Annotated in this window: 22 protein-coding genes; 5 read left to right on the forward strand and 17 right to left on the reverse strand. The window is 72.5% G+C overall.

The window, feature by feature from the left end; genetic code table 11:
- Nucleotides 1-5: 5 nt before the first annotated feature.
- The 7 genes from RM844_RS07315 to RM844_RS07345 form a co-directional block, all read right to left on the reverse strand.
- Nucleotides 6-575, reverse strand: coding sequence for a dCTP deaminase (locus tag RM844_RS07315; RefSeq protein WP_311666105.1), 570 nt, complete (start codon nt 573-575; stop codon nt 6-8).
- Complete coding sequence (locus tag RM844_RS07320) at nt 572-1,510, reverse strand: phosphotransferase (RefSeq protein ID WP_311666107.1); 939 nt, start codon at nt 1,508-1,510, stop codon at nt 572-574. Before RM844_RS07320 ends, RM844_RS07315 begins: the two co-directional genes overlap by 4 nt.
- Before the next feature lie 65 nt (nt 1,511-1,575).
- Entirely contained in the window at nt 1,576-2,628 is a 1,053-nt protein-coding gene (locus tag RM844_RS07325) for a cytidine deaminase (protein WP_311666108.1), read from the reverse strand.
- Nucleotides 2,629-2,652: 24 nt separating this feature from the next.
- Entirely contained in the window at nt 2,653-3,438 is a 786-nt protein-coding gene (locus RM844_RS07330) for a class I SAM-dependent methyltransferase (protein WP_311666109.1), read from the reverse strand.
- 505 nt (nt 3,439-3,943) lie between these two features.
- The gene (locus tag RM844_RS07335) at nt 3,944-4,507 is read right to left on the reverse strand and encodes an HAD domain-containing protein (RefSeq protein ID WP_311666110.1); all 564 of its coding nucleotides are present in this window, start codon (nt 4,505-4,507) and stop codon (nt 3,944-3,946) included.
- A 99-nt stretch (nt 4,508-4,606) separates the two neighbouring features.
- On the reverse strand, nt 4,607-4,870 hold the full coding sequence (locus RM844_RS07340; protein WP_311666111.1) for a hypothetical protein: 264 nt from the start codon (nt 4,868-4,870) through the stop codon (nt 4,607-4,609).
- 229 nt (nt 4,871-5,099) lie between these two features.
- The gene (locus tag RM844_RS07345) at nt 5,100-5,393 is read right to left on the reverse strand and encodes a hypothetical protein (RefSeq protein ID WP_311666112.1); all 294 of its coding nucleotides are present in this window, start codon (nt 5,391-5,393) and stop codon (nt 5,100-5,102) included.
- A 425-nt stretch (nt 5,394-5,818) separates the two neighbouring features.
- On the opposite strand from RM844_RS07345, the gene RM844_RS07350 reads away from it, so the two are divergent.
- Both RM844_RS07350 and RM844_RS07355 read left to right on the forward strand, forming a co-directional pair.
- On the forward strand, nt 5,819-6,985 hold the full coding sequence (locus RM844_RS07350) for a hypothetical protein (RefSeq protein ID WP_311666113.1): 1,167 nt from the start codon (nt 5,819-5,821) through the stop codon (nt 6,983-6,985).
- 524 nt (nt 6,986-7,509) lie between these two features.
- Complete coding sequence (locus RM844_RS07355) at nt 7,510-8,082, forward strand: pyridoxamine 5'-phosphate oxidase family protein (RefSeq protein WP_311666114.1); 573 nt, start codon at nt 7,510-7,512, stop codon at nt 8,080-8,082.
- Nucleotides 8,083-8,293: 211 nt separating this feature from the next.
- On the opposite strand, the gene RM844_RS07360 is transcribed toward RM844_RS07355, so the two are convergent.
- Entirely contained in the window at nt 8,294-9,235 is a 942-nt protein-coding gene (locus tag RM844_RS07360; protein ID WP_311666115.1) for an SDR family NAD(P)-dependent oxidoreductase, read from the reverse strand.
- Nucleotides 9,236-9,434: 199 nt separating this feature from the next.
- Between RM844_RS07360 and RM844_RS07365 the strand changes: the two genes are divergently transcribed.
- Nucleotides 9,435-10,229: a helix-turn-helix transcriptional regulator gene (locus tag RM844_RS07365; protein WP_311666116.1), complete on the forward strand. Its 795-nt coding sequence runs from the start codon at nt 9,435-9,437 to the stop codon at nt 10,227-10,229.
- A gap of 206 nt (nt 10,230-10,435) precedes the next feature.
- Here RM844_RS07365 and RM844_RS07370 read toward each other — a convergent pair whose 3' ends face one another.
- Together RM844_RS07370 and RM844_RS07375 are read right to left on the reverse strand one after the other, a co-directional pair.
- Nucleotides 10,436-11,245, reverse strand: a complete 810-nt coding sequence (locus RM844_RS07370; RefSeq protein ID WP_311666117.1) for an SDR family NAD(P)-dependent oxidoreductase — start codon at nt 11,243-11,245, stop codon at nt 10,436-10,438.
- The gene (locus RM844_RS07375) at nt 11,242-12,009 is read right to left on the reverse strand and encodes a class I SAM-dependent DNA methyltransferase (RefSeq protein WP_311666118.1); all 768 of its coding nucleotides are present in this window, start codon (nt 12,007-12,009) and stop codon (nt 11,242-11,244) included. The genes RM844_RS07370 and RM844_RS07375 overlap by 4 nt, the downstream gene beginning before the upstream one ends.
- A 264-nt stretch (nt 12,010-12,273) precedes the next feature.
- Between RM844_RS07375 and RM844_RS07380 the strand changes: the two genes are divergently transcribed.
- Nucleotides 12,274-12,879: an NADPH-dependent FMN reductase gene (locus RM844_RS07380; RefSeq protein WP_311666119.1), complete on the forward strand. Its 606-nt coding sequence runs from the start codon at nt 12,274-12,276 to the stop codon at nt 12,877-12,879.
- 66 nt (nt 12,880-12,945) lie between these two features.
- Complete coding sequence (locus tag RM844_RS07385; protein ID WP_311666120.1) at nt 12,946-13,689, forward strand: class I SAM-dependent methyltransferase; 744 nt, start codon at nt 12,946-12,948, stop codon at nt 13,687-13,689.
- A gap of 122 nt (nt 13,690-13,811) precedes the next feature.
- On the opposite strand, the gene RM844_RS07390 is transcribed toward RM844_RS07385, so the two are convergent.
- The 7 genes from RM844_RS07390 to RM844_RS07420 form a co-directional block, all read right to left on the reverse strand.
- On the reverse strand, nt 13,812-14,861 hold the full coding sequence (locus RM844_RS07390; RefSeq protein ID WP_311666121.1) for a glutathione S-transferase C-terminal domain-containing protein: 1,050 nt from the start codon (nt 14,859-14,861) through the stop codon (nt 13,812-13,814).
- An 83-nt stretch (nt 14,862-14,944) separates the two neighbouring features.
- Complete coding sequence (locus RM844_RS07395; RefSeq protein WP_311666122.1) at nt 14,945-16,606, reverse strand: ABC transporter ATP-binding protein; 1,662 nt, start codon at nt 16,604-16,606, stop codon at nt 14,945-14,947.
- Complete coding sequence (locus RM844_RS07400) at nt 16,603-17,547, reverse strand: ABC transporter permease (RefSeq protein WP_311666123.1); 945 nt, start codon at nt 17,545-17,547, stop codon at nt 16,603-16,605. Before RM844_RS07400 ends, RM844_RS07395 begins: the two co-directional genes overlap by 4 nt.
- Nucleotides 17,544-18,554, reverse strand: coding sequence for an ABC transporter permease (locus RM844_RS07405; protein ID WP_311666124.1), 1,011 nt, complete (start codon nt 18,552-18,554; stop codon nt 17,544-17,546). The genes RM844_RS07400 and RM844_RS07405 overlap by 4 nt, the downstream gene beginning before the upstream one ends.
- Entirely contained in the window at nt 18,551-20,194 is a 1,644-nt protein-coding gene (locus tag RM844_RS07410) for an ABC transporter substrate-binding protein (protein ID WP_311666125.1), read from the reverse strand. The genes RM844_RS07405 and RM844_RS07410 overlap by 4 nt, the downstream gene beginning before the upstream one ends.
- Before the next feature lie 309 nt (nt 20,195-20,503).
- Nucleotides 20,504-21,049 (reverse strand): nuclear transport factor 2 family protein, encoded by a 546-nt coding sequence (locus RM844_RS07415; RefSeq protein ID WP_311666126.1) that lies wholly within the window; start codon nt 21,047-21,049, stop codon nt 20,504-20,506.
- 63 nt (nt 21,050-21,112) lie between these two features.
- Nucleotides 21,113-21,874 (reverse strand): SDR family oxidoreductase, encoded by a 762-nt coding sequence (locus RM844_RS07420; protein WP_311666127.1) that lies wholly within the window; start codon nt 21,872-21,874, stop codon nt 21,113-21,115.

Here is a 21,874-nt window from a genome sequence, read left to right on the forward strand (position 1 = left end):
CACTCTCACGTTTCTGCGTCGCGGGCACGCGGCACCGTGACGTCCCGGTCGGCGTGTCTGTGCAGTTCCGACGGCAGCAGCTTCGACGGCATCGGCACGTCGTGCCTGCCGTACCAGCCCCGGTACGGCAGCGCCTCCCCCGTGGTCGCCCAGAACGACACCTGGCCGAGGATCTGACCGGGATAGAGGTAGATGTCCAGCACGGGCAGGAGTTCCAGGGTCCAGCGGTGCACGGCGCCCCGGTGGCCGAGGTCCGCGGAGAGCTGCACGAAGAGGCCGAGACGGCCGATGGAGCTGCGGCCGATGAGGGAGGTCACATAGCGGGTGCTGCCGATCCGTTCCGCCGTGTGCCCCAGGTAGAGCTGGTTCCTGCGCAGCAGGTACCGCCCGCCGGTCGGCTCCAGCTGTTCCTGCCGCACCCCGGCCCGCGGGTCCTCCCGGGGCGTCACCCGGAAGATCTCCGACCCCAGGCGGTAGTTGTAGCTGTTCGGGTTGACCTGCGCGGGCTCGAACGGATCGATGACGATCTCGCCGCGCTCCACGGCCCGGGTGATGGCGGCGCCGGTGAGGATCACGACCGTGCCGAGCCCAGGATCTGCCCCTCCACCAGGCCGCGGAAGTCCTCGTCCAGCAACACCGGCGAACCCCAGTTCCGCCAGCTGTGCCGCTGATCCGGGTGCCGCACCGCGTAGAAGGACAGGATGCCGAGCAGACCCCACAGCTCGAAGTGCGGGACCAGGTCGGCGTCCTGCGGGCAGAGCCGCTCCGCCGCCGCCCGGAGGAACGGCTGGTGCGGCTCCCGGCCCCGCAGGTGGGTGCTGATCGCCCCCACGGCGTGGGCGGGGGTCGAGTGCCCCGCGATCGGCACGTTGAGCACCACGATCCGGCCGTCCGGGGTGACCAGGAAGTTCTTCAGGTTGGAGTCGATGGAGACGACGGTGTACGGCACGGGGTGTCGCCGCAGGGCCGCGGCCAGGCCCTCGTCCAGCCACGCGTCCACCGCCCGCCCCACCGGCGTGCCCTCGTAGAAGGGTCGGGCCCGCCCCCAGTACCGGCGCGCGTAGTGCAGGACGAAGTCCGGGTGGCTCCCCAGGACGGGCGCCTCCCGCTTGTACAGCCCGAACCCGTCGTGCAGACGGGGCAGTTCGCGACAGGCGAGCACGAACCGGCAGAGGTGGTCAACCAACTCCTCGGTGGTGGGCCCGGCATCGGGCCGCTCCAGCAGCGTGGCGAGGTTCTCACCCTCGAGGTACTCGGAGAACACCGCGTCGAACGGATCGCCCCGCTCGGTCTCACACACCCGGAAGACCCGCTGCACGGGCATGAACTCCGCCAGCCGCGCGTTGGCGTCCGCCAGGTAGGACAGCGGGATGTCCGTGTCGGTGACGTGCTTGACCACCATCGGCCCGTCGTCGGACTCGACGTGGAACACCGTGTTGTTGGAACCGCTGAGCTCGCTGACCCGCGCACCGGGGAACTCAGCCGCAAGGAAATCCTGGAAGGTACCCATTCCCTCAATCGTTCTTCGCGTCAAACCTGGTCAGGGGGGTGACTGCCGCACCGGGGGACGGCGGGTCAGCCGGCGGACGATCCGGCGGGTACCGCCCACTTGGTGCCGCGGTACTTGTGCGGGAGGAGACCGGCCAGCGGCCTGAGGACCGGCGTGCCGCCGGAGTCGACGACCACCTCGATCTCCGCCCCGTAGTCGAGCAGCAGTTCGCGGCACAGCCCGCACGGCGGCACCAGCCGCACCTCGTCGTGGTCCTCCGAAGGCTTGGGGTGCCGCACCGCCACCACCGCCCGCAGGTCGGTGGCCCCCGCCAGGCACGCCTGGCCGAGCGCCACCGCCTCGGCACAGATCGACGCCCGGCCGACCATCGCCTCCAGGTGCACGCCGGTGAACAGCCGGCCGTCCCCGGACAGCACCACCGCACCGATCTGGTGACGCCCCTCCACATAGCGGGGGGTGATGGTCCGCTCCGCGTGCCGCACCAGCGCCCGCACCGCGAGGGCGCGCTCGTCCGGCCCCGCCCGGTCCGCTCCGACGAATCCCGGGTCCTTCAACGCGGCGACGAACGCGGTGACGGAGGACTCCAGTTCGCCCAGGGTGCCGGAGTTGTCCAGCTCGGTGTCCGCCACCGCGCCGTCGACACCCAGCTCCGTGGGATGGTCGTCCTGCCCCGCGGTGGCGTCCCCGCGGCCCGCCTTCCGCTGGCGGCGGACCGCGTCCGGGGCGGAGATCCGCACCAGATGGAATCCCTGCTCCGCCAGGCCACCGAGATCCGCCGGCCGGGCATCGTCACAGAGGATCACATCCACGCCGCCGAACGCGGTCAGGGCACATCGCTCCGCGAAGTCCTCCAGCAGGAAACCGCTGGCGGTGCGCCGGAAATGCGAGCCCAGGAAGTTCAGCAGCGCGCCGTCCTGCTGCCCCTTCCGCAACGGCGCCCCGGCGCGTGCGTGGAAAAACTCCTGCACGTCGTAGAGCGGCGCGGCGATCCTGACCACCGCGACCCGCTGCCCGGCCTCCCGGAGCGCCTTCTCCAGGATTCCGGCCGTGGTCGACTTACCCGCACCCGGCTTCCCGAAGAGGGCAAGGCGCAGCGTCTTCCGGTCGCCATCCGCCATCTGACTCACTTCCCCCGCGCTCCGTTACCTGCAGACAAAGACGGAATTCCGCTTGCTGACCTCGAAGTAGCCGACGTCGGAGATGCGCTGCTTGACCACGGTCTCCACTTCCTCGTGGAGGCGGTCGAATATGCTCTCCGGGAAGTCGTCGCCCGCCATCGCCTTGGCCCCGCAGTACTTGTGGCCGGTGGCGTAGAACTGCATGAAGGGTTCGGGGGTCTCGAAACGGAGCGTATCCGGGTAGGGACGCTCCTCCACCGAGGAGAAGTGCTTGACAAGCGTCTCCTCCGCGTTGTCCAGGACCATCTTCCCGCGCCGCCCGCGCGGCAGCCGCTCGATGAAGTCGGCGGGGAACCCGGCCTTCTCCATGGAGGCGAAGTGCAGTTCGTACATTTCGGGCATGGAGCCCCGGGCCTCGATGGTGATCAGCGCACGTCCGGTGTCGCTGGTCACCCGGGCTATCTCCCCGCAGACCAGGTCGGGGTCCTTGATGTAGTGGAAGATGTAGTTGGCCATGACGCGGTCGAACTCGCCGTCGGCGTAGCGGGAGAGGTCCTCCGCCTGCCCCTCGACGAATTCCAGCGGAGCCCAGGAGACCGTCACGTTCCGCTTCGCCAACTCCAGCATGGAGGGGGCGATGTCCATGGCGATCGTCCGGCCCCCGGCGCGCATGCGGCTGACGACGTCACGCAGGATGAATCCGTTACCGCAACCGAGGTCCAGGACCGACTCACGCCCGGTCAGCTCCAGCGCCCGGAGAATGTGGTCGATGAGCGGCTCCGGATTGTCCCGGTACAGATTGTGGGTCATCTGCTGGGTGGCGAGCGCCGTGTTGTTGCCGAAATGGACCCGAATGTAGTCGAGACCGAATTCAAAGGGCTGGGCCGATGGCACCGTGGTCTGGCTCACTATTCACCTCACCTTTTGTGCTGATAAGCGTGCTGACTGCTGGAACAACAAGTCAGGACAGTGGTGATCCCCTGTTGGCGTGATCAGAGAGACTAGCGTGGGTACAGCAGATGAACAAGAGGCGGTAGAGGGGAAGTTGGGGCGGCTGATCCGTGTCGGTACACCCCACCCTTCCGCGTATTCCGCCAAATTGTGTGGCACCGGTGCCCGGTTTTTCCTTCGGTGCCCGGGCGTCGGGGAGGCGTTTGGGGCGAATTGCGGGAGGCGGCCTCGGGTGAGCGGTGCGCGCGTTCCTCCGCGGCTCGGTCGCGCGCGTCGGCGACGGCGGTTACGCGCGGCCGCGTGCGCGTCGAGGTCCCGGGCTGTTTTCCTGAGGGAGGTCCGGTGGCTGACCGGTGGTCACGCGCTACGACAAGGCGTGCTGACCAGCGCCGCCCCACCCCGCCGCCCCGGGGCGCTTCCGAAGCCACGCGCTGATCCGCGTGTAGTCGTCGCTGGTCAGGCCGAGGCGGGCGGCGACTCGGTGGAGGAGCGCCGGCCCCGGATGGTGGGTGGCCACCCAGGCCCGGTCGGCCGCGGTGATCTCGTCGTCGACCCAGACGAACGCCCGCCCGGCGGCCCAGCCGACCAGGGCGCGGGTCTTCCAGTGCAGCCCGTCCCGCTCGTCCCGCTCGTCCTGCTCGGACGCCTCCGGCCACTCGACCACCGTCAGGGGCGGCAGGCCGAGCAGCGGGGCGACGCACGCGTTGGCCTCGGCCAGCCAACTCGTCGCCCACACCAACTCGCAGCCCAGTGCGGCCAGTCGGGGCCCGTGGGCCGGGTCGAGCCTGGCCAGCAGCGGATTCCCGGCCACCGCCACGGGCCCGGAACTCTCGTGGAACGTCGGGTAGCTCCCGGGCGGCGCGCCGAACGGGATCAGTGGCCCGTCGACATCGAGGAACAACAGCGGACGCCCGGCACGACCAGTCATGGCGGCCAGGATAGCCACGACACCACCGCCCGAGGCGCCCGCCGAACCACCGACAACCCGCCCGCGGGGGAGGGGTGTGCAACGAGACGGGGCGCGGTCTCAGGCGCCGGCGCCCTCCCGGCGGCCGGGTGGTGCGGCGGCGGGCTCCAGACGGTCCGTCGAGACGGGGATCTCCCGGCTGCTTCCGGGCGGTTTGATCCAGGCCCTGCGGACGGTGATCCGGGTGCCCGGCTCCACTGTCGCCGGGTGCCGGGTTATGCCGCACAGCACCCCGATCAGCCCTGTCTCGGCGTCGCGTACCAGGGTGTGCAGGAGCGGATGGTGCTCGTGGCCGATCCCGAGATTGCGGCCAGCGCCGGTCATGAGCGGCCCGCCGTCCGCCGCTCGTCGGGCACCGCCACCTGTACGTCGTCCGCACGGTCCGCCCGCCGGCGGCGGTCCCCGAGCGGCGGCCACGCCCTGGCCGCGACCCCGGGCACGGTGCCGCTCACCAGCGCCTTCCCCGCGACCCACACGGTCGCCCCCTGCTCTCTCGTCCCGGCGCTCTCTCGTTCCGGTCGCCCGCTCCCGCGCTGCCTCGGCCGTGTCACGGTCAGCAGCCGTGCTGGGGGGTGTGGTGCGCGTGGTCGTACAGCACCCGTCGCAGCCCGGTGGCGGTGATGACCTCGCCCAGCCAGCGGTGCGTCATCCCGCGTGGCGCGAACGCCCCACCACAGCGCACGCACGCCGTGCCCGCCCACTGCGCGGGTGTCAGCCGATCCAGATCGACCCAGGCCAGCGACGCCGGCACGACGGGAGCGGCGCGCCGGTGTCCGTCGCACTCGGCGTGGTGGGTCGAGCAGGTGGGGCACCAGAGGTTGAGCGCGGCCGGTTGGGGTTCGTCCACGCGGCGTCCTGTTCGCGGGTCCGTTCGGAGGCCGGCGCGGGTGCCGTGGGCGGCCTCGTCCCGCTCGTCGACCTCGACGTCCCGCCCCGGTCGCCGGTCCGGGGGCCGCAGCCCCGACACGCACCCGGCTCCGTCCTCTTGTCGTCTCACCGCGGTTCCCTCTCGTCCGTCCGACGACCGTCCGCACCAGTGCACCGCGCGGCCGACCGCCGGCCTCGTGGTTCCACCGGACTTCTGGCCGGACTTTCCGGGATCGGGATTCTCGTCCCGGCGGCGGGTGGGCCTGGCTAGCGTGAGGTGCGACGGTGGAGGAGAGGGGATGCGTGGTGGTGGGTTCGCGGGTGTTGGCCGGGGCACGTCGGACGGCCGGATACACCCAGGAGACGTTCGTCGCCGAGTTCCGGCGGGAGGCCGCTCGGTTAGGTGTGCGGGCGTCCCTGACGGTCCGGCAGCTCAGCCGGTGGGAGACCGGGGACCCGCCGCCCCTGCCCCAGCCCGCTCAGCAGCAGCTCCTTGAGGTCGTCCTCGGGGCGCCGTTGGAGGAACTCGGTTTCGTCGTGCCGCCACACCGGCGTACGTCGCGGTCCCGTGGCGGCGGGGACACCGGGCGCCAGGACGTGGTCCGTGGCGGGCCCGGTGGGGGCCCGGGGGTGCTGTCGGACAGCGCCGGCCGGGTCGGCGGGGCGGTCGATGTCGCCGGTGTCCGTGACGAGTTGGCCGCTCTCTACCGGATGGCCGACCAGCGTGGCGGGGTCCCGGCCCAGGCGCGCGCCGCCGCGCTCGGCCGGTACCTCACCCAGGCCCTCGACGCGGCCTCGTTGCCACCATCGGTCATCCGGGACCTGGAGGCGGCACTCGCCGAACTCGCGTGCCACCGGGCGTGGTGCGTCTACGACTACGACACCTCCGGCGCGGCGGCCCGCGTCGCGTCGTTGGAGGCCGTCACCACCACCCAGCTCACCGGGCACCCGCTCCTCCAGGTCCGCGCGCTGGGCGGTCACGCGCTGGTCGCGATGCGGTCCGGCCGGGTCTGGGAGGCCCGGTCGGCCGTCGAGCGCGCGGGGGAGTTGGCGCGCGCCGCCGGAGCCGGCCCCGCCGTCCATCGCGTCATCGCTCTGCGGGAGGCCGGCGCGGCCACGCGCGCCGGAGACCAGGCCGTGGCCCGTCGGGCGCTCAGCCGCGCGGTGTACTACCACGCCCGCGCTGACCGCGATCAGGAGGACGTACCGGTGTGGGCCGGGTCCACGGGCCAGGTGGAGATCGACTACGCCACCGCCGCCTGGCACCGCCGCGACGGCCAGCCGGCCCGGGCGGTCCCGTTCCTGCGGAACGCGGTCTCCGCCGCGGGGGCTGGCCACGCGCGGAACGCGGCGTTGTACCGCTCGCGGCTCGCGCTCACGTTGTTGGAGGCGCGGGAGGTGGAGGAGGCGTGTGGGGAGATCGGCCGGGTCCTGGACGGGGCCGGTGAGGTTGTCAGTGGTCGGCTTCGCGCTCGGCTCGCCGAGTTCGCCGCCGTCGCCGCGGCGACGGGAGCCGCGGTGGTCGCTGATCCGGTCGACCGGATCCGGGAACGGCTCCGGGCCGCGGTGTGACGACCGGGGGCACCGTCCGGCTCGCGCCTTGCGGGCTGGGCTGCCACCGGGCCCGTCAACTCGCGCACCAGGCCGCCGGTCGCGGGCATCCTGCGCCAGGGCCGCCGCGCTGGGATGGGCGGTCATCCGCAGGATGTTCGGCGCTGCACCGCCCGAACCGGCCGGTGGAGCTGATCGTCCACTCCCGAGGCCGGTGTCGCCGCCCGGTCCGGTGTCGTTCGAGGCCGGGCCCCCTCGGGGCGCCGCGACGGGCGCGCTGCCGCCACAGGGGTTCGCCCGGGTCAACGCCCCTCCGGGGCTTCGGGGTTCGCGGTCCGGGGGAGGGGGCCGTCAGGACGTGGCCGGGGGATCAGGAGTGGAGGATCAGTGGTGGTTGCGCGCGGGTTGGCCCCCACTCCCGGGTGGTTTGGTGTACCGCTTCGCGTCGTCGGCGGTTGGCGGGCGAGCACGCGGGCCAGGGTCCACTCACGCCCTGGATGCCTGTCACGTCCTCGGCGAGCTGCACGCCACGATCGAAGGACCTCATGACAACGCACCCGAACAATCGGGCGGCCCACCGGATCGTCCGGCCACCGGTCGGGGAGTTCGTCACCCCGGCTCCGCCGCGGGCACGCCCCGCCTCCTGGGCACGCGCTCATGCTCGCCTGGTCTCCGCCCCGCTGTACTGGTTGTCCACCGTGCGCCCTGACGGTCGCCCGCATGCCACCCCGCTCCTGGCGGTGTGGTGGCACGAGTCCCTCTTCTTCGCGGTCGGCTCCACGAGCGTCAAACACCGCAACCTCCGGCACAACCAGTGGTGCGTCCTGACCACGGGCAGTGACGACTTGGAAGAGGGACTCGACCTCGCCGTCGAGGGTCCGGCCCATCCGGTCAACGACCGCGAGACCGTCCAACAGGTCGCCGGCGAGTTCGTCGCCAAGTACACCGCCGGCTGGCCGTTCCGGGTACACGGCCGTGACGGGGAGGCCGTCCTCCGGAACTACGACGGTATCCACTCCCGGGTCCACCGGGTCACACCCGCCGTCGTCTACGGGTTCAGCAAGAAGGAGGAGTGGACACAGACCCGCTGGTACCCCAACCACGGCCCGACAGGGTGATCCCGGTGCCCCTACCGTGGTACTACCCGCCTGGAATCGAGGCTTCGCCGCCGGTGTCCGGAGGGAGGGGCGTGCGGACGAGCCGCCCGTCGTCCCTGGCCGCGGTGACGTGGACCGGCAGCGTTCGGCGTGGCCCCGGCCCGCCGGGGCCGGTCGGCCACGGGCGGGGGCCGGTGGGGGAGGGGGAACACCGGGCCCCTGCTCGTTCTCCTCAGTCGGTTGTCCTTGGGGTCTCCTCCCGGGGGAGTTGTTCCAGCCAGTTCCAGAGGGCTTGTTCGCGGTCGGGGTGGTAGGACTCGGTGGACGACGGCATGGCTTTGGACCGGTGGACGTAGGCGCCGGTCGGGGCTGGGGTGGCGCCGAGGAGGGCGTCGGCGAGTTTCCTGCCCGCGGGGACGGGGGTGTCCACCAGGGGGGTGGCCGCGAGGACCGGGACGATTCTCCGCATCAGGAAGGGGAACGCGCCGCCGGTCTCACGGGCGAGCCCGGTCCCGACCACCAGGCTGGGGTTGTAGGCGATGATGTCGACGCCTTCGGGCAGGCGGCGGGACCACTCGTGGACCAGGTAGATGCCGCCGAGTTTGCTGGTGACGTAGGCACGACGCCCGGCCCGGACGTTCCCGGAACGGTCGAACGCCCCGGGGCGGGAGATCTCCGGGATGGCCCACCTGGGCGAGGGCATCGTCCCTCCGGTGTGTCGGAGGTCGCCGAAGTGGGCGTCGCTGACGGTGACGACAATGCGGGCGGGTGCCTGGAGGTGCGGGTGGAGTTGCCGCAGGAGCTGGTGGGTGGCCATCACGTTGACGGCGAAGGTCCGCTCGTACCCGTCGACGGTGGCCTCCAACGCGTTGGACAGGTGCACACCCGCGTTGAAGACCAGGCCCCAGAGCGGGGGCAGGGCGCCGGAGTCGAGGAGGTCTTCCAGGCGCGCGCCGGCGGTGGCGATGCTGGCCCTGCTGGCCAGGTCGATGTCGACGTGGGAGACGTGTGGGGAGATCTCCCGCAGGCCCGGCAGGGTCTCGGCGGCGGAGGAGGCCCGCCCGAGAACGACCAGATGGGTGTCGGGGCGGCGTCTGAGGACGTCCCGCGCGGCTTCCAGTCCGATCCCCCGGGTGGCGCCGGTCATGATGAGGGTTCGGTTGGCTGTGGTCATCGGGGAGCCTCCTGGGCCGGCCGGGGCCGGGGTCGGGTGGGTGCTGGCGGTGGCGTCGCCCTGGGGCGACGTCCGCGCTCTCTCGTCACCACCGACCCTGACGCGGCCTCCGACGGTCAGGGAGATCGCCTCGAACCTGGTACCCACAGGGCCACCCACCCGGACCGGAGCCCGCCCCGGGGGGAGGGACAATGGGGTCATGCGGGGAGACGAGCGGTCAGGTCTGGGCGAGTACCTACGTCACCGCCGTTCCCAGATGCCGCCCCGGCAGCGGCCCGGGGTCTCCGCCCTGTCCCACCGGCGGGTGCCGGGCCTGCGACGTCAGGAACTCGCCGACATCGCGGGCATCTCGGTCGAGTACTACACCCGCCTCGAACAGGGCCGCGCCGCCCGGCCGTCGCGGGAGATCCTCACCGCACTGGCCCGGGCGTTCCAGCTCTCGAACGCCGAACGCGACCACCTGTTCCGCCTCGCCGGCGAGCGCCCCCCGCCGCCACGAGCACCCGCCACCCAGATCCGTCCCGGCCTCCAGCAGCTCCTCGACGGCCTGAACGACGTCATGCCGGTCACCATCCACGACGGCCGGCTCGACATGCTCGCCTTCAACACCGCCGCCGCGGACCTCTTCGGGCCCCTCTTCGACGACGGGCCCTACGGCCGCAACATCGCCTACCAGGCCTTCACCGCGACCGGACTCGACAAAGTCCTCGGACCCGAAGGCGCCGAACAACTGGCCCGGGTGGCCACCGCCGAACTCCGCAAAGCACTCAGCCACTACCCGGAGGACGCGTACCTCCGCTCCCTGTTCCGCGAACTCTTGTCCAGCGACCCCGAGTTCGACCGCCACTGGCGGAAGGGGGAGATCGGGACGTGGAGTTCCGCGATGAAGCACGTTCACCACCCGACAAGAGGCCCGCTCACCTTCGACAGCGAGATGCTCCACGACCCCGAGAACGACCACTGGGTCATGCTCTTCACCCCCCACCACACCTGACCCACCCACCCCTCCCCACACCACGCCCGCCCCGGCTCCACCGCCCCTGTCGGCACCACCGCCGACGGCCGCCTCCGCCCGCTGGCCGAGCGCGACAGCGTTCGCGTGCTCCCGGCCGCCCCGCGACCGGCTGGGCGACGTGCCCCCCCCGGTTGGCGCCGCCGGGCCGCGGCCGCACCGGGAGGACAGGTCGGGCTGAATCCCCGTCAGCGGGACGCGTCGTGGTTGGTGACGGGGTCGGTGGACGAACCGGTCTCCTCCTCGGTGCCGCGGCGGCGCAGCGCGTTGATGTCGGTGAGCCAGCGGTCGTGGTCGGCGAGCCGGGCCCGGGCGTGGTCGGCGACCTCGGGGTGCGGCAGGATCAGGAACCGGTCCTCGGCCATCCCCGCGAAGAGGCTGTCGGCGACCTGCTCCGGGCCGATGGCCGTCGAAGTGAGCGGCACGGCGGTGGCGTTGCCGAGCGCCTGGTGCAGGGGCGTCAGGACTCCGCGCGGGCAGATGGCGTGCACCCGCACCCCGCGGTGGCGGTACGTCACCGCGAGCCATTCGGCGAACGCCAGCGCGGCGTGCTTGGAGACCGCGTACGGGGCGGCGCCGACCATGGTGAGGAGTCCAGCGGCGGAGACGGTGGAGACGAAACGCCCCCGGCCGCGGGCCAGCCAGCCGGGCAGCAGCTGCCTGGCCGCCCTGACGTGGGCCAGGACGTTGTGGTCCCAGGCGGCCTGCCACTGCTCGTCGGGCAGTTCAGGTCCCCCGTCGTGGACGACGCCCGCGTTGGCGCAGTAGACGTCGATGTCGCCGCCGAGCGCGCGCCGCGCCTCGTCGAGGGGGAGCGCGGCGGCGTCGCCCGGCACGGGTACGCCGCCGACGCGTGCCGCGACCTCGGCCGCGCGGTCGGGGTGCCGGTCGTTGACCCCGACGAGCGCGCCCTCGGCGGCGAACCGCTCGGCCAGCGCCGCCCCGATGCCGCGGCCGGCGCCGGTGATGACGACCCGCTGCCCGTGCACGTCGGTCATGCGGGCGAGCCCTGGGCCCGGCCGGTCGCCCCGCCGTCGAGCACCCCGACGAACAGGCCGGGGCCCACGTGCTCGTACGGCACGAAGCTGACGCTGAACCCCGCCTGCTGGAAGGCGCGTTCGTACTCGGCGTGGGTGAAGAGAGCCATCACATGGGTGTCCGTGAAGTGCGCGATGCCGGCCTTCGGGTCGGCGACCGTGTAGTGGACGTCCATGCGGCTGCTGCCGCCCTCACGGACGGTGCGGGAGACCCGCGCGATGGTGCGGCCGTCCTCGTGCACCGTGGCGCCGCTGACGTGCCCGTCCAGGAAGTTCGCCGGGGACCACCAGGGCTCGATGACGACGACGCCGCCGGGCGTGGTGTGCCGGGCGAAGGTGGCGAGGGTGGCGGTCAGCGCCTGCTGGTCGGGCAGATAGCCGACGGAGCTGAACAGGCAGGTCACGGCGTCGAACCGGGTCGGCAACCGGAAGTCGCGCATGTCGCCCTGGTGGAGCGCGACGCCGGGCACGCGCCGGGCCGCGGTCTCGACCATGTCCGCGGCGCGGTCGAGGCCGGTCACGGTGTCGAAGTGGTCCACCAGGTGGACGAGATGCGAGCCGGTGCCGCAGGCCACGTCGAGCAGACTGCGCGCCTCCGGCTTCAGCCGTCGGATGTGCTCGGTGACCAGCCTGGCCTCGGCGGCGTAGTCCTTGCCCCGGCCCTTGTAGACGGCGTCGTAGACGTCCGCGCGCCGGTAGATCTCCTCGATCTGGATGCTGCCCATGAGTTCTCCGCTCCGCGAGTGCGCGACAACACAATTCGTGGGAATGGGGGGAAATGGGTCACGGTGAGGGAAGTGGCGGTCCTGGCGTGTCCGGCGGCGACCGCGCACGAGGAGGCGGCGCCGGGGCGGGGGAAAACGACTCGGCCACAATCGACGTTGTAACTGTTGCCGTACCTGTTGTACTTTACCCACGTCGTGACAGTCAACCGGACCACGCGTCTGACGGTCACTCAACTGTCCCCTCGCTCCGAGGAGTTGCTCACTATGACCCGTATAGCCGTGATCGTTGGGAGCACCCGGCCCCGGCGCCGCACCGCGATCACCGCGGAGTGGACGCTGGAGGTCGCGCAGCGGCACCCGGAGGTGAAGTCGGGCAAGGCCTCTGTCGAACTGCTCGACATCGCCGACTTCGAGCTGCCGGTGCTCGACGAGCCGGTCTCGCCGGCCTTCGGGCGGTACGAGCACGAGCACAGCAAGCGCTGGGCGCGGGCGGTCGCCTCGTACGACGCGTACATCTTCGTCACGCCCGAGTACAACCACTCCTTCCCCGGCGCTCTGAAGAACGCGCTCGACTACCTCTACCAGGAGTGGTTCCACAAGGCCGCGGGTTTCGTCAGCCACGGCGTGACCGGCGGCACCCGCGCGGTGGAGCACCTGCGGACCGTCCTGGCCGAGCTGAAGGTCGCCACGGTCAGCACGCAGGTCGCGCTGAACGCCTTCACCGACTTCGAGATCACCGACCCGACACTGCCCGGCACCATCACCCCGGGCCCGTTCCAGGAGCAGTCCCTCAACGACCTGCTGGACGACCTGATCCCGTGGGCGGAGGCGCTCAAGCAGGTCCGCCTCGCCAAGGAGGCCGCGAGCTGACGTCCGGGCCCCACCGCCCCCCGCCGTCCCTCCGTGACGCACCACGCAGACCCCTGGGAGGTCCGTGTGACAGCAACGTCCGACCCCGTCGACTTCACTCCCACCGTCGAGCGGTTCGAAGCCCTGTACCGCGGTGAATCGCCACTCGGCACGGCGACGGGCGACCCGAGACCGCCCTGGGACATCGGTGGCCCGCAGCCGGTGCTCGTCGAGCTGGCGGACGCCGGCCGGATCACCGGCTCGGTGCTCGACGCCGGTTGCGGCACCGCCGACAACAGCCTCTTCCTCGCCGGCCGGGGGTACGAGGTCACCGGCTTCGACGCGTCCGGCACCGTCGTCGAGCGGGCCAGGGAACGCGCCGCCGCCCTCGGGCTCACGGTGGAGTTCACGGTCGCCGACGCCACGCGGCTGACCGGCTTCGACCGCCGGTTCGACACCGTGGTCGACAGCGCGCTCTACCACTGTCTCGGGGACGACCAGCGGCAGGGATACATCGACTCGCTGCACCGGGTCTCCCGGCCGGGCGCCCGGCTGCACCTGATCTGTTTCTCCGACGCGGTGCGGAACCCGGGCAGCGCCGTGCACTACATCGGCGAGGCGGAGCTGCGGCGGGTGCTCGCCGACGGCTGGGACCTCACGGAACTGCGCGCGGTCACCTACCAGACGGCCCTCACCCGCGACCACGTGGAGCGGGGTGCCACCGCCCTCGGCTACCAGGAGGCGGACGACTGGCTCGGTGACTTCGTGGGGACCGACGACCAGGGGCGGCTGCTCGCCCCGGCGTGGCTGGTCTCGGCCGAACGTCGCTGACCGCGACAGTCCCCGTCGCACCGGGCGGCACCGCTCGACACGGCGCGGCCCGGTGGGGTGTGTCGGGGGAGGGGACGGCGTCATCCCCCCGGGGCCTCCTCGGCCCCGGGGGTTCGCGCGTGTCATGACCCGGGTGCTCCCAGCGTCTGTCTGCCGTGCGGGACGCTCCAGTCCGGTTCCACCCCGTCGATCGCGATCCGCTCGATGCCCTCGCCCCAGCGGGCGTCCGGCGGCTCGTCGACGGCCAGGGGATAGGTGTCGAACTCGGTGGTGTCCCGGAAGGCGGGCACACCGTAGAGGTCGCGCGCGTACCCCCACAGGTTCGGGAACGCCGGCAGGCCGCCGCGCACCACCCGGGCGATCCGGTTGTAGGCGAGGTCGAAACGCGCGAGCGTCGGCCACAGCCGGATGTCCGACTCCGTGACGCTGTCGCCGAACAGGTAGCGCCGGTCGGCCAGTCGCTCGTCCAGACCGCGCAGCGCGCCGGCCACCCCACCCCGCAGCTCGTCGTACTCGCGCTGGGTCACCGCACCGCCCACCCGGTACACGCCGTCGTTGACGTGGTCGTAGATGAACGCGTTCAGCTCGTCGATCTCGGGGCGCAGCGCCACCGGGTACAGGTCGACCGGCGAGGTGGCCCACGCGCCGAACTCCGTCGCCAGGTCGAGGGTGATGAGGGCGAAGTCGTTGCTGACGATCCGCCTCGTCGCGCGGTCCCAGAGCACCGGCGTGGAGATGTGCCCGGCGAACCCGGGTTCCGTTGCCTCGTACGCCTCAAGCAGCAGGGTGAAGCCGTTCACCGGATCGTGGCCGCGCTTCTCGCGGAACGCCCAGCCCCGTGCGTCGCGTTCGTCGTCCACGCAGGAGAGCGAGACGACGTCCTCGAGCCCCATGAGCGCCCGCACGATGGCGGTGCGCTGCGCCCATCCGCACCCCCGGGCGATGTAGAGGTGGTAGCGGTCGGGTTCCGCCCGGTAGCCGCTGGAACCGTCGGCCGTGACACGGTTCCTGAAGGTGTAGTCGGGGCGCTGCCAGCCCGACCTCCCGGACGGGAGCCGGCCGGGACCGTAGTGGCCGTAACGCTCGTAGTCGACGGGGGTCGCGTAGTGCCTCGCTCCCCCGGGGGAGAGGGTACCGACGGAGTCCTGGGCTGCGGGCTCGGGTCTGGTCATGAGTCCTTCCGTGGGTCGTGGGAACCTGGCCGGCGAGCCGGTGGTCCCGCGGGCGGCCCGACTGGGGACGACGGGCCGGTGGTTCAGGCGCCGCGACCCTCCGCGGCGGTGGTAAGCGAGGGGCCGGCCGTCGTGGGCAGGCGCGGGATCGCGGCCAGGAGCGCACGGGTGTAGTCGGCCCGCGGCTCGGCGAAGACCCGCGCCGTGGTCCCGCTCTCCACCACCCGCCCGCCGTCGAGCACCATCACCCTGTCGCTCACCTCACGGATCACCCCGAGGTCGTGCGAGATGAAGAGCATCGACACGCCGCCCTCGGCCCGCAGCTCCGCGAGGAGGTCGAGGATGCCGGCCTGCACGGTGACGTCGAGCGCGGAGACCGGCTCGTCGCACACGATGACCCGCGGTTCGGTGGCCAACGCGCGGGCGATGGCGACGCGTTGCCGCTGCCCGCCGGAGAGCCGAAGAGGGCGCCGCGGCAGCAACCCGGGGTCGAGACCGACGCGTTCCAGCAGGTCCGCCGCCCGGGCCGGGCACGCCGCGCGCGGCACGCCTCCGGCGCGCAGCGCCTCCCTGAGCACCTGCCACACGCTGAAACGCGGGTCGAAGGAGCTGAGCGGGTCCTGGTACACCATCTGCACCGCGGTCCTGACCGTCCGGCGCTCCCGGCCACCCATCTCGGTCCACGCCTGGCCGGAGACCCGGATCTCCCCCGCGTCCGGCGTCAGCTGACCGAGAACCAGCCGGGCGAGGGTGGTCTTTCCCGATCCCGACTCCCCGACCAGCCCCAGGATCTCCCCCTCGCACAGGGTGAACGACACGTCGTCCACCGGGCGCCGGGCGCCGAACGTCTTGACCAGGCCCCGCGCCTCGATCACCGCGGGCGGTGGCGTCCGGCGCTCTCCCGCGCCGTGCACCGGCCGATCGGGCGGGGGCTTGACGGCCGTGCGCGGCGGGTCGGCCCGGGTGCCCGGCACCGCCGCGAGCAGCTCGCGGGTGTAGGGGTGCGCGGGCGCCGTCAGTATCCGCGCTGCCTCGCCCGTCTCGACCGCCACCCCCGCGCGCATGACCATGATGCGGTCGGCGAGTTGACCCACCACCGCGAGGTCGTGGCTGATCAGCAGCAACCCGGTGCCCGCGCGCTTCCGTTCCGCGAGCAGCCGCAGCACCTGCGCCTGCACCGTGACGTCCAGCGCGGTGGTCGGCTCGTCGGCGATGAGCAGGGGCGGTTCGCAGCCGATGGCCGAGGCGATGAGGGCACGCTGCCGCAGCCCGCCCGACAGCTGGTGGGGGTACTGCGCGGCGCGTTCCTCGGGTTCCGGTACGCCGACCAGACGCAGCAGTTCGACGACGCGCTCGGGCTCCCGGCCGCGGGGCACGGCCCGGTGCAGGCGCAGGGCTTCCGCTATCTCCTGGCCGACCGGGCGCAGCGGGTCGAGGGACACCAGGGCGTCCTGGAGAACGAGGCCGACGCGCGCGCCGCGGATCGCCCGCCACTGCCGGTCGCCCAGGGCGCGGACGTCGTTGCCCTCGACGCGCAGCGAGGTGGCGGTCACCCTGGCGCCGGGGCCGGCGAGCCCGATGAGGCTGCGCGCGGTCACGCTCTTGCCCGAGCCGGACTCGCCGACGATGGCCAGACACTCCCCGGCGCCGACGGACAGCGACACACCGCTGACCACGTCGGTGGCTCCGAACGACACGGTCAGGTCCGCGACGTCCACCAGGGGTTCGGGGCGGGCGGCGGTCATGGGCGGTTACCTCCGCGTTCGTCGTGGCGGGAGCGGGAGCGGGGGCCGGGGGCGGCCGTCAGGCCCGCGTGGCCCGCGCCGCGCGGCCTGGGGGCGGCGCTCGCCTCGGCACGCCCCTGGAGCCGGCGGCCGACGACGGTGATCGACAGCACGGTCAGGCTGATCGCGGCGCCGGGGAAGACCGCGATCCACCAGGCCAGCGCGAAGTAGTCACGCCCGTCGCTGAGCATCGCGCCCCACTCCGGGTCGGGTGGCTGCGGGCCGAAGCCGAGGAAGCTGAGGGAGGAGGCCGCCACCAGCGCGGCCCCGACCCCGATGGTCGCCAGCACCACGAGTGGCGCGAAGGCGTTGGGGAGGATGTGGCGGACGATGATGTGCGGGCGGCCCAGTCCGAGCGAGGTGGCGGCCGCCACGTACTCGGAGCGTTTGATCACCATCGTCTGGACGCGCATGAGCCGTGCGTAGATCGGGATGCTGAAGGCGGCGATGGCCAGCAGTGTTCCCCCGACGCCAGGACCGGTGACGCTCAGCACCAGCAGGGCGAGCAGCATGCCGGGCAGGGACAGCACCACGTCGACCAGGCGCATGACGATCTCGTCCAGGACCCGCCCGCCGAGGGCGGCGAGCAGCCCGAGCGCGGTGCCGCCGACCACCGCGAGCGCGGTGGCGCCCAGCCCCGCGAGCAGCGAGGGCCTCGCGCCGTGGATGATGCGGCTGAGCACGTCACGCCCGTTGGCGTCGGTGCCCAGGAGGTGCTCGGCGCTGGGCGGCCGCAGGGCGCGCAGCACGTCCGTCTCCGTGGGGGACGCCGGGGCCAGCAGTTCGGGGGCGATCCCCGCGAGGATGATCAGCCCGAGGAAGAGGCAGGCGGCCCACAGTCCGGGCGTGCCGCGGACGCGTCGTGCTCCCCTGGGCCGCGGCGGTGCGGCGCCGGGCCTCACGCGGTGCCCCGCAGCCGCGGGTCGATGAGCGGGTACACCACGTCGAGCAGCACGTTGATCCCGATGTAGACGGCCGCGGTGAGCAGGACGACGCCGGTCACGATCGGCATGTCCTTGGCGGCGACCGCGTTGAGGACGAGCCGGCCGACACCGTCGCGGTTGAAGACCTGCTCGATCACCACCAGGCTGCTGATCAGCGCGCCGAACATCCACCCGGCCAGCGTGACGACCGGGAGGAGGGCGTGCCGCAGCGCGTGGCGCAGCCGTACGCCGAGTTCCGACATCCCGCGCGACCTGGCCGTCAGGACGAACGGCTGGTCGAGCGCCAGTTCAAGTCCCTCGCGCAGCACTTGGGAGAGCAGGGCGGTCATCGAGACCGCCACGGCGACGGCCGGGAGCACCAGGCCGGTGAGTCCCTCTCCGCCGAAGGCGGGGAACCATCCCAGTTCGAAGGAGAAGACGGTCAGCAGCAGGATGCCGACCCAGAACGCCGGCACCGAGACGCCGAGCAGTTCGACGCCGGAGGACAGGGAACGCAGCCAGCGCGCCCTGCGGGCCGTCAGCACCGCGAGCGACAGGGCGACCACCAGCGCGAGCGCCATGGAGGCGACCGCGAGGGACAGCGAGGCGCCCAGCCGGGAACCGATGGCGGAGGCGACCGACTCGTGGATCTGGTAGGAGTGGCCGAGGTCGCCTCGCAGGAGCCTGCCCAGGTAGGAGCCGTACTGTTCGATCAGGGACCGGTCCAGGCCGTAGGCCGCGACGATCTCGGCCCGCACCTCGGGGCTGACGCTCTCCATGCCGATCAGGGAGTCCTCCACGCTGCCGGGCGTCAGGTGGAGCAGGCCGAAGGACACGGTGACGGCGCTCCACAGCAGGAGCACGGAGGTGCCCAGCCGCAGCAGCACCGCGCGCGCCCATCCGCCGCCCGCGCGTCGGGCCGCCGGTCGGCCGCCCGTCGGGGTGCCGGGGATGTCGCCGACGGGTGGGAGGGTGGGAGTGGTCACGAGGCCACCCACGCCTCGTGGAAGAGCGGGTAGCCCTGCGGGTCCCAGCGCACGTCCCGCACGTGGTCGTGTCCGGCGACCACGTTCGTGCTGACGTGCACGGGGAACACGGCCGCCTCCTCCGTGAGCCGCTGCTGGACCTCGCCGTAGAGGGCGGCGCGTTCCCGCGGGTCGGTGGTCGCCAGGGCCTGGTCGAGCCACTCGTCGACCTGCGGGTCCGACACCCGGGCCGCGTTGTGCGCGAAATGGTCGGGGGTGGGGATGCTTGAGGTCGCGAAGAGGTTGCGCAGCGCGTCGGGGTCGTTGCGGGCCCAGCTGACGTCCATCAGGTCGTAGTCGCCCCGGTTGTACTTCTCCACGAGTTCGCCCTGGGTACCGGTGTCGAAGACGACCTCGAAACCGAGCTCGGCGGCCTCCGCCTGCACCTGCACGGCCAGGACGTCGCCGAGCTCTCCGGCCCCCGAGGAGACGAACGGCCAGACGACGGTGAGGCGTTGGCCGTCCCTGACCCGGTAGCCCTCCCCGTCCCTCTGGTGCCACCCGGCCTCGTCCAGGAGCGCGGCGGCGCCCTCCGGGTCATGGCCCCACGCCTCCTCGAGGCTGGCGTCGTAGCCGGGAGTGGTCGGCGAGAGCGGCCCCCAGGCGGGCGCGAAGGCCCCGAAGAAGAGCTGTTCGACCAGTGCCCTGAAGTCGATGCCGTCGCGGAATGCCTGCCGGACACGCCGGTCGGTGAACACGCCCTCCTCGGTGTTGGGGAAGTAGGCGTAGGGGCCGCCGGGGGCCTGCAGCTCCGTCAGCCACAGCCCGTCGACGCTCTCGGCCTGGCGCACGCCGCTCGGCGGAAGGTTGCCGATGGCGTCCACCTGCCGGCTGGTCAGCGCGCCGAACCGGACGGAGTCCTCCGCCATGACGCGGAACTCCAGCCGCTCCAGGTACGGCGCGCCCTCGAGCCCCGCGGTCGCCGGCTGCCAGGCGTAGTCCTCGTTGCGCTGGTAGGTGATGCCGGTGCTCGGGGAGAACTCCTCGATCACATACGGCCCGGAGCCGATGATCTCGCGGGCGATCTCCTCGGTGCCCCGTTCGAGCGACCGCGGCGACTGGATGCCGAAGTACGCCGACGAGAGGGCCGCCAGCAGCGGCGCGTGCGGCTCGGACAGTTCGATGTCGAAGGTGTGGGGGCCGGTGACGGTCGTGGCCGCGTAGGGCTCGACGAAGCTCGCCGCCATCGCCGACATGGTCTCCGGCGCGACGATCCGGTCCAGGTTGGCGCGCACGGCCTCGGCGTCCAACGGGGTGCCGTCGCTGAACGTCACGTCCTCGCGGAGGGTGAAGCGGTAGACGGTCCCGTCCTCGGATATGTCCCAGGACGTGGCGAGCCACGGGTGGAACTCGCCCTCCTCGTCCATGACGACGAGCGAGTCCAGGACCGGCCGGGCGTACAGCCCCGCGGCGTCCTGCGTGCTGACGTGCGGATCGAGCGTCTCGGGCGCGGAGTTGACCGCGTAGACGAGCGTTCCGCCGGTGACCGGCTCCCCGCTGCCCGCCGCCTCGCTCGCCGGGCCGTCGCCTCCACAACCACTCAGGACGAGAAGCGAAACAGCGACGAGCAGAGGGACGCCGCGGCTGCGGTGAAGTCTCATGTGGTGCCTCCCTGGGCCAGGGCTTGGGTATGCCTGTGGGGCGATGCTCGCGACGGACGGCGATGCCGCCGCCGTCCGCCGCACGAGCCCCTTGGGTCGGCTGCTGTCGCGGTCAGAGCCCCCGGGCGGGGAACGGCACCGGCCGGATCCGGTCTCCCTCTCGCTTTCGGGGAACGCTTGCGAACAGCCTTTCCCACCGACCGACGTTGATCAAGAAACGCGGTTGCAGATCTCTGTCCGGTGGTTGCAGATCTGTGTCCGGTGTAGGTCAGATCTTGGTTAAGTCCCCTGGTCAGGGCGGCGCGAGGCTCAGCCGGTGGCCGCGGTGTCCTTGGGGCGGGGCGGCTCACCGGCACGCCAGACGAGGTCGAAGAAGAAGCCGGACAGGCGCCAGCCGGCCGGGGTGCGCACGGCTTCGGCGCGGAAGTGGCCACCGATCTGGAAGTGGCTGTCGGGTTCGTCGCCCCGGCGCAGGTGCACCGCGAGCACGACGCCCCGCACCCGGGCACGGTCGCCGTCGACCACGATCTCGTTCGTGCCGCCGATGTGGTGCGTGCGCTCGAACGTGGTGCGCGCCATGCTCTGGAACGCGGCCAGTCCGGCGAAACCCTCGTACGCGCCGAACGGGAAGGTCAGGCGGGCGTCCTCGGTGAAGACGGCGCCGAACCAGTCGTCTCGGTCCCGGCCGTGGTCGAGGTACCCGACGTAGCGGTCGCACAGCGCCGCCACGTCCGCCCGGTCGCGCAGGGCCGCCACCTCGGCGCGCAGGGCGGCCACATGGGCGAGGAGGGAGTCGTCGGCGGCGGGCTCGGCGTCCGCGACGGTACCGGGGGCGTGGCTCGGTGAGGTCGGCATGATGCGCTCCTGGGAGTGAGGAGGTGGCGGGATGAGGGGACGGGCCGGCGGCGGTGCGGGGGCTCAGCCCGCCAGCGCGCCGCCGGAGGCGTCGATGGCCGAGCCGGTGACCCACCGGCCCTGCTCCGAGGCGAGGAAGGCCACCACGTCGGCGACGTCCTCGGGCTCGCCGGCCCGCCGCAGCGGTGACATCGCGGTGATCTGGGCGGCGAGATCCGGGTCGTCCCAGAACGGCTGCCCGGTGCGGGTCGCTCCGGGCAGCACCGTGTTGATCGTGATGCCACGCGCCCCGAGGGCGGGGGCCAGATGCCGCGTCAGCTGTTCCAGGGCGCCCTTGCTCATCGCGTAGACCAGCGAGGCGGGGTCGCGCAGCCGCGTGAGCCCGGAGGAGATGTTGATGACCCGGCCGCCGTCGCGCAGCGTCGTCAACGCGTGGACGGTGGCGAGGAACGGCGCCCTCGCGTTGACCGCGATCAGCCGGTCGAAGTCCTCGGCCGTGGCCTCCTCGGGCGCCCCGGCCACCTTCACTCCGGCGTTGTTGACGAGGATGTCGAGCCCCGGTTCGCCGGTCCGCTCGCGCAGCCTCTTCGTCACGTCCGTGAACAGGGAGCTCACCCCCTGCGGCACGCCGAGCTCGGCGCGTACGGCGAAGGCGGTCCCGCCCTCCTTCTCGATCGTCTCGACAGTCCGGCGGGCACCGTCCGCGTCGCGCGCGTAGTGCACGGCGACCAGCGCGCCGCCACGGCCCAGGCGCAGCGCGATGGCGCGCCCGAGACCGCGGCTGGCGCCCGTCACCAGCGCCGCCTTGTCCTGGAAAGCGTTCAT

Origin of the sequence: Streptomyces chisholmiae, assembly GCF_031845445.1 — a bacterium.
GTDB lineage: Bacteria > Actinomycetota > Actinomycetes > Streptomycetales > Streptomycetaceae > Streptomyces > Streptomyces chisholmiae.

Bases quoted from the DNA above. Each gene is read 5' to 3' on its own strand.
- RM844_RS07320 (WP_311666107.1), bottom strand. From the start codon at position 1,510: ATGGGTACCTTCCAGGATTTCCTTGCGGCTGAGTTCCCCGGTGCGCGG.
- RM844_RS07325 (WP_311666108.1), bottom strand. From the start codon at position 2,628: ATGGCGGATGGCGACCGGAAGACGCTGCGCCTTGCCCTCTTCGGGAAG.
- RM844_RS07330 (WP_311666109.1), bottom strand. From the start codon at position 3,438: ATGACCCACAATCTGTACCGGGACAATCCGGAGCCGCTCATCGACCAC.
- RM844_RS07335 (WP_311666110.1), bottom strand. From the start codon at position 4,507: ATGACTGGTCGTGCCGGGCGTCCGCTGTTGTTCCTCGATGTCGACGGG.
- RM844_RS07340 (WP_311666111.1), bottom strand. From the start codon at position 4,870: ATGACCGGCGCTGGCCGCAATCTCGGGATCGGCCACGAGCACCATCCG.
- RM844_RS07355 (WP_311666114.1), top strand. From the start codon at position 7,510: ATGACAACGCACCCGAACAATCGGGCGGCCCACCGGATCGTCCGGCCA.
- RM844_RS07360 (WP_311666115.1), bottom strand. From the start codon at position 9,235: ATGACCACAGCCAACCGAACCCTCATCATGACCGGCGCCACCCGGGGG.
- RM844_RS07365 (WP_311666116.1), top strand. From the start codon at position 9,435: ATGCGGGGAGACGAGCGGTCAGGTCTGGGCGAGTACCTACGTCACCGC.
- RM844_RS07370 (WP_311666117.1), bottom strand. From the start codon at position 11,245: ATGACCGACGTGCACGGGCAGCGGGTCGTCATCACCGGCGCCGGCCGC.
- RM844_RS07375 (WP_311666118.1), bottom strand. From the start codon at position 12,009: ATGGGCAGCATCCAGATCGAGGAGATCTACCGGCGCGCGGACGTCTAC.
- RM844_RS07380 (WP_311666119.1), top strand. From the start codon at position 12,274: ATGACCCGTATAGCCGTGATCGTTGGGAGCACCCGGCCCCGGCGCCGC.
- RM844_RS07390 (WP_311666121.1), bottom strand. From the start codon at position 14,861: ATGACCAGACCCGAGCCCGCAGCCCAGGACTCCGTCGGTACCCTCTCC.
- RM844_RS07395 (WP_311666122.1), bottom strand. From the start codon at position 16,606: ATGACCGCCGCCCGCCCCGAACCCCTGGTGGACGTCGCGGACCTGACC.
- RM844_RS07410 (WP_311666125.1), bottom strand. From the start codon at position 20,194: ATGAGACTTCACCGCAGCCGCGGCGTCCCTCTGCTCGTCGCTGTTTCG.
- RM844_RS07415 (WP_311666126.1), bottom strand. From the start codon at position 21,049: ATGCCGACCTCACCGAGCCACGCCCCCGGTACCGTCGCGGACGCCGAG.
- RM844_RS07420 (WP_311666127.1), bottom strand. From the start codon at position 21,874: ATGAACGCTTTCCAGGACAAGGCGGCGCTGGTGACGGGCGCCAGCCGC.